Genomic DNA, 5,523 nt, shown 5'->3' on the forward strand with positions numbered 1-5,523 from the left:
CCGGCGCACTTTTTTTATCGGGCGGCGCCGCATCGGAGTGGGGAATGCAGCCCATGGATTTCACATCGGGGACCGTTTTCGCGGAGAACGGCCGCCTCTACACCCTCTCGGCGCGCCCGGCACCCGCGTCTACGGGGAGAGGACCGTCACGGAGGGCGGGAAGGAGTACCGCGAATGGGACCCGCACCGCAGCAAGCTCGCCGCCTACCTGGCGAACGAAGGGAGGGCGTTCCCGTTCCTCCCGGGGTCCTCCGTCCTGTACCTCGGGGCCTCGAGCGGGACCACCCCGTCGCACGTCTCCGACATAGCCAGCATGGGGAAGGTCTACTGCGTCGAGTTCGCACCCAGGATGTTCAGGCAGCTGGTCTCGAACTGCCGGCCGAGGAAGAACATGATCCCGATCCTGGCGACGCCACCCGGCCTTCGGAGTACTCTTTCATGGTCTCGCACGCCGACATCGTCTACCAGGACGTGGCGCAGAAGGGGCAGGCCGACATCCTGGCCGACAACATGGAGGCGTACGGCGCCGAGCACGGCATGATGGCGGTCAAGGCGAGGTCCGAGGACGTGGCCGAGGAGCCGGCTAGGATCTTCAGGAGGGCCGAGGAGCGCCTGAGGGAGAGAGGGTTCGAGATCGTCGACGCCAGGCGCCTGGAGCCGTTCGAGGATTCCCACGAGATGATCGCCGTGAGGCGCGCATGACCCCGGACACCGGCTCGACGGTGTACGCCGTCGCGTTCCGCGGCAGGAGGTTCCTGATGGTCTTCACGCCCGGAGAGGGGGCTGGGAGATGCCCGGGGGGCACATCAAGGAAGGCGAGACCCCGGAGCAGGCCGCCGTCCGCGAGACGCGGGAGGAGTCCGGGTTCGCGATAAAGGTGGTCGCGACGAGGGACCTGGGCCACTGCTATGTGTGCGCGGCCGTCGCGGATGCCGGGGCAGCCGACGGGGACTGCGAGATGGAGAGCTCGTTCTTCGGCTCGCTCCCAGAGAAGCTGTCCTTCCCCAGGGAGGAGTATTTGGACACCGTCCCCTGGGCGGAGCGCGAACTGGACGCCTGCGGGGCCTCCGATCGGCCTTACAACACACTTTAAATAGGGAACACCGATAGGGAAGACCTAGCCTCGCCGCCAAGATGAGTGATTCATAATGGCAAGAATGCACGCAAGAAGAAAGGGAAAGGCGTCCTCCAAACGCCCCATGATCACCGAGAACCCCGACTGGGTCCCCCTGTCAGCCACCGAGATAGAGGACAAGATCGAGGCATTCGCCAACGAGGGTATGTCCCCCGCTATGATCGGCATGGTGCTCAGGGACCAGTACGCCGTCCCCAACGTGAAGTTCGCGACCGGTAAGACCGTCACCGAGATCATGGCAGAGAGGAAGGCCAGCGGAGCACTTCCCGAGGACCTCGCCGCCCTCATGGTCCGCGCGATCAACCTCAACAACCATGTTTCAGCAAACCCGAACGACGTCGCCAACAAGCGCGGACTGACCCTGATCGAAGCGAAGATCAGGCGCCTGGAGCGCTACTACAAAGAGAACGGCGTCCTTCCCGAGACCTGGAAGTATTCTCTCTCCAACGCTGAACTGATGCTCAAGTGAGCTTCATGGAAGGTTTCGACCTGCCTTCTAAACTTCTTTCCGCCCTGCGGGCGGCCGCGGACACTGTCCGCGGCCATGATTTTATCCAATGCTACTCGCACTTCGATGCCGACGGCATAACTGCCGCCGCCATCATCTCGAGGCCCTACTCCGCGAAGGGAAGGAGTTCCGCATGACGATCTTCCCGACGCTCAACGAGGAGCAGATGAAGACGATCGAGGAGACCCCGTCGGAATGCGTCCTGATAACCGATCTCGGAGCATCCTACATCAAGCGCTTCGATGCCCTGCCCTGCGACGCGGTGGTCCTGGACCACCACACGGTGAAGGACCAGGCGGAGAAGGCCGTCTACGCCAACCCCCACCTGTACGGGATCGACGGCATGACCTCGGGATGCGGCGCGACGATGGCGTTCCTTTTCGCTGTCACCCTGGACGGATCCAACTGGGACCTCGCGCCCCTGGCCCTCGCCGGCATGGCAGGGGACAGGCAGCACATCAACGGCCTCAGCGGGCTGAACGCCTTCGTCCTGAGCGGCGCTGAGCAGAGAGGGCTGGCCGAGGAGAGACCGGGCTCGCTGATCCCGCCCGGGAAGCTCTCGGAATCCCTTTACCTGTCCACCGACCCCTACATCCGCGGAGTGAGCGGCAGCGAGACGGGGACGGCGGCCCTGCTGGCCGATGCGGGGATATCCGGGGACAGGTCCCAGGCAGACCTGACCGAGGAGGAGAAGGACAGGCTGTCCAGCCTCATCGCCCTGAAGCTGATCTCCCAGGGGGTCACCCGCGAGAAGCTCGAGGAGCTGGCCCGCACCAGGTACTGGCTCCCGGGCTGGAGAACCGATGCTGAGTCGCTCTCAGGCGTCCTGAACGCCGCCGGGCGCTCCGGGGAGGCCGGGCTGGGTGTCGCCGCAGGGATGGGCGATGCCGAGTCCCTGAAGGCGCCGAGGAGATCGACAGGGCATCCTCCAGGGAGCTCCTGGAGGCAGTCCTGGCCGTCGACAGGGAGGGCCTGGTCCAGATGGAGAACATCCAGTGGTTCGATTCTTCCGTCGTCGGCTTCACCGGGATGGTCTGCGGGACCGCCATGAGCTACTTCGCCGACCCGTCGAAGCCCACTGTCGGAGTCAACACCTCCGACCCCAAGGCGAACGCCTCCTCGAGGGCGACGTTCTCCCTCCTGGAGCAGGGCGTGGACCTGGCCGGGGCGATGGCGGAGGCCGCTCAGGCCGCCGGAGGAGAGGGCGGAGGCCACAGGATCGCCGCGGGCGGATCGTTCCCGTCCGAGAGGCTGCAGGACTTCCTGAAGGCCGCCGACGAGGCCGTCGGCCGGCAGAAGAAGATGAAGAACTGAGCCCCGGTATCAGGCCCGGCCTATTCGGATATCCGGTGTATCTCTAAAGTGCCAGTCGGCGGCAGTATCGATTTTGTTCAGATATCGATCGGCCGCAGTTCGACCGCCTGGATACTATGTGTCGGTCAGTCGCGCCAGGTGACGGGGACCTCGTCGGTCCTGAAGCGCTGCCTGACCTCGGTGTCGGCGATCTCCATCCTGACCCCGGATCCGTACATAAGGTTCCCGAGCCACGCGATCATCGCCCCGTTGTCCCTGCAGAGGTTCCTCTCAGGGACGAACATCTTCCCGCCGCGCTCCTTGGCCATCTCGGACAACATCTCGCGGAGACGGCCGTTCTGGGCCACTCCGCCGCCCAGGAGGACCTCTGACTTGCCCACATGGGCCATCGCCCTCTCCGTGACCTCTGTGAGCATCGCGAAGGCGGTCTCCTGGACTGAATAGCAGATGTCCTCGATCCTGCAGCCCCTGTCCCTGTAGGACTCGGCGGCTGTCAGTATCCCGGAGAAGGAGATGTCCATCCCCTTGACCGAGTAAGGGAGGTCCAGGAGCCTGTCGCCGTCCTTGGCCAGCTTCTCGATGGCCGGCCCGGCGTAGAATCCCAGGCCGAGCTCCCTGCCGAGCTTGTCCAGCATGTTCCCGATCCCGACATCCTGGGTCTCTCCGAAGATGCGGTAGCGGCGGTCCGAATAGGCGATCACCTGGGTGTTGCCTCCCGAGGCATACAGCAGGACCGGGTCGGAGCATCCGGTGGTCGCATTGCCGATCTCGATATGGGCGATGCAGTGGTTGACGCCGACGATCGGGACCCCGAGGGACAGCGCGAGGGACCTCGCGGCGGTGCCCGCGACGCGCAGGCAGGGGCCGAGGCCCGGGCCCATGGAGAACGAGACCAGGTCCACGTCGTGAATGGAGATCCCTGCCTCTTCCAGGGCCTTCCCGATGTCTCCGGCGACGACCTCGGCATGGTGGTTGGCCGCCTCCCTGGGGTGGAGCCCGCCCTGGGGCGGCCGGTACATGTCGATCACGTTCGACATTATCTTCCCGTCCGAATCGACGATGCCCACGCCCAGAGTGTGCGCCGTGCCCTCGATCCCCAGCGTTATCATCGCCCTTCCATGGAAGTCGTGATAATAACCGTTTCCCAAATCTTCCTGCATATCGGAGGGCCAGAACCTGCCGGTCCGGGACCGGGCATTCGGAAAGTATAATTATATCCAGTTATTACAGAGGCCTACTGGGCTCGTGGTCTAGGGGTTATGACGTCACATTGACATTGTGAAGGTCGCCAGTTCAAATCTGGCCGGGCCCACCATCTTATTGTCTGGTCATTAGGTCAATAAATTCCGTGGCATATGCGCTATTAAGAACTCTCTAAGAAACTATTCACTTTATTCACTTTATTCACTTCTTTAAATACTCCAAAACACTAGCCAGATAGAAAAGTGAAATGAAAGTGAAATGAAAGTGAAATGAATGAAGAGAGATGGGATGTTTTAAATTAAGACCCCCGTTTGAAAACATCGGATCTCCGTGCAGACAACGATCGAAGGAGCCGAAGCCGATGTTCGTCTGATGCCGTCAAAAACGACTAGGACGTACCGTTGGTCCCGCACTTCATATGGGCAGACCGCCTCGACGGCCAATCTGATTGATCAGTTGGCGCTATTGATGGGAATGACGAAATCCGAGGCCGTGTCCTGCTCTATCCGGCTCGCCGCGCTCCTGGTGGATCTGCTCGGTCCGGAGATCCTCACCGCCGCGTCCCAAGTGGACCCGGCGCAATTCAAGATTCTAGTCGAGATGGTGATCAATGGTAAGAGTTGCGATCTACGCGAGGGTATCGACGGAAAAACAGGATGAGCAACTCCAAATCCCAACCCTCACGGAGTATGCTCAAGCGCACGGATGGAATGTCGCAAAGACCTACACTGACGAGGCTTCCGGCCGCAACGAGAACCGCCCCGGATGGAAGGCGCTGATGGCGGATGCCTCGGAGCATCGCTTCGACGCGATCCTCGTCACCAAGCTAGATCGCGTCATGCGCTCGGTCCCCGCCCTCGACGCCACCGTCTCCAATCTAGATCTTTGGGGCGTGCGCCTCATCACGCTAGATCTCGGGGAGATCGATTCCACATCCCCGCAGGGCAAGCTCATCATGCAGGTCATCGGATCCATCGCCGAGTGGGAGCGCGAGATCATCGCCGTTCGGACCCGGGAGGCCCTTGCAGCCAAGAAGGCCGCCGGCGTGCGCCTCGGCGCCCGGCCCCGCGAGGACATCGATTACCGGAGGGCGGCGGAGCTCCGGAGCGCAGGCCTCTCGTGGAGGAAGATCGCTGCAGAGATCGGGGTCCCTGTCGGAACCCTCGTCAACTGCCGGCACAAGCCCCGCATCCTCGAGCTCGTCGACGGCGGCCGCCGGGCGCGATGTTTTCGAGACGGGGGGTAAAGCAGATACTGTTTTTTGACGGGGGGTTGATTTCCGCCGTTTTTGCCCCCCCGTTCTTTAAATAGTTCTGTCCTTCGGCAAAAATGTCTTCGAAACGGACGTTTCAGATACAAAATC

The 5,523-nt window shown here is 62.4% G+C and carries 7 protein-coding genes, 1 tRNA gene and 1 pseudogene; 8 read left to right on the forward strand and 1 reads right to left on the reverse strand.

Annotated elements, in window-relative coordinates:
- Window positions 1-37: 37 nt before the first annotated feature.
- From AUQ37_RS07015 to AUQ37_RS11415, 6 genes and pseudogenes are all read left to right on the forward strand, one after another.
- Window positions 38-702 (forward strand): annotated as a pseudogene (locus AUQ37_RS07015) (fibrillarin-like rRNA/tRNA 2'-O-methyltransferase).
- Window positions 703-790: 88 nt separating this feature from the next.
- Complete coding sequence (locus AUQ37_RS07020) at window positions 791-1,093, forward strand: NUDIX hydrolase (RefSeq protein WP_058747986.1); 303 nt, start codon at window positions 791-793, stop codon at window positions 1,091-1,093.
- A gap of 55 nt (window positions 1,094-1,148) precedes the next feature.
- Complete coding sequence (locus tag AUQ37_RS07025) at window positions 1,149-1,604, forward strand: 30S ribosomal protein S15 (protein WP_058747987.1); 456 nt, start codon at window positions 1,149-1,151, stop codon at window positions 1,602-1,604.
- Between the two features lie 5 nt (window positions 1,605-1,609).
- Window positions 1,610-1,780 (forward strand): hypothetical protein, encoded by a 171-nt coding sequence (locus tag AUQ37_RS11410; protein ID WP_201013843.1) that lies wholly within the window; start codon window positions 1,610-1,612, stop codon window positions 1,778-1,780.
- Window positions 1,777-2,694, forward strand: a complete 918-nt coding sequence (locus AUQ37_RS07030) for a DHH family phosphoesterase (RefSeq protein ID WP_201013844.1) — start codon at window positions 1,777-1,779, stop codon at window positions 2,692-2,694. Before AUQ37_RS11410 ends, AUQ37_RS07030 begins: the two co-directional genes overlap by 4 nt.
- Window positions 2,625-2,957 carry a DHHA1 domain-containing protein gene (locus tag AUQ37_RS11415; protein WP_201013845.1) on the forward strand — a complete coding sequence of 111 codons (333 nt, stop codon included), beginning with the start codon at window positions 2,625-2,627 and terminating at the stop codon, window positions 2,955-2,957. Before AUQ37_RS07030 ends, AUQ37_RS11415 begins: the two co-directional genes overlap by 70 nt.
- Window positions 2,958-3,082: 125 nt before the next feature.
- Here AUQ37_RS11415 and AUQ37_RS07035 read toward each other — a convergent pair whose 3' ends face one another.
- Window positions 3,083-4,066: a bifunctional N(6)-L-threonylcarbamoyladenine synthase/serine/threonine protein kinase gene (locus tag AUQ37_RS07035; protein ID WP_058747988.1), complete on the reverse strand. Its 984-nt coding sequence runs from the start codon at window positions 4,064-4,066 to the stop codon at window positions 3,083-3,085.
- 130 nt (window positions 4,067-4,196) lie between these two features.
- Here AUQ37_RS07035 and AUQ37_RS07040 point away from each other — a divergent pair.
- Window positions 4,197-4,272: transfer RNA gene (locus AUQ37_RS07040), tRNA-Val, on the forward strand.
- A gap of 498 nt (window positions 4,273-4,770) precedes the next feature.
- Window positions 4,771-5,406 carry a recombinase family protein gene (locus AUQ37_RS07050; RefSeq protein ID WP_058747990.1) on the forward strand — a complete coding sequence of 212 codons (636 nt, stop codon included), beginning with the start codon at window positions 4,771-4,773 and terminating at the stop codon, window positions 5,404-5,406.
- Window positions 5,407-5,523 lie beyond the last annotated feature (117 nt).

It is taken from the genome of Candidatus Methanomethylophilus sp. 1R26 (assembly GCF_001481295.1).
Lineage (GTDB): Archaea > Thermoplasmatota > Thermoplasmata > Methanomassiliicoccales > Methanomethylophilaceae > Methanomethylophilus.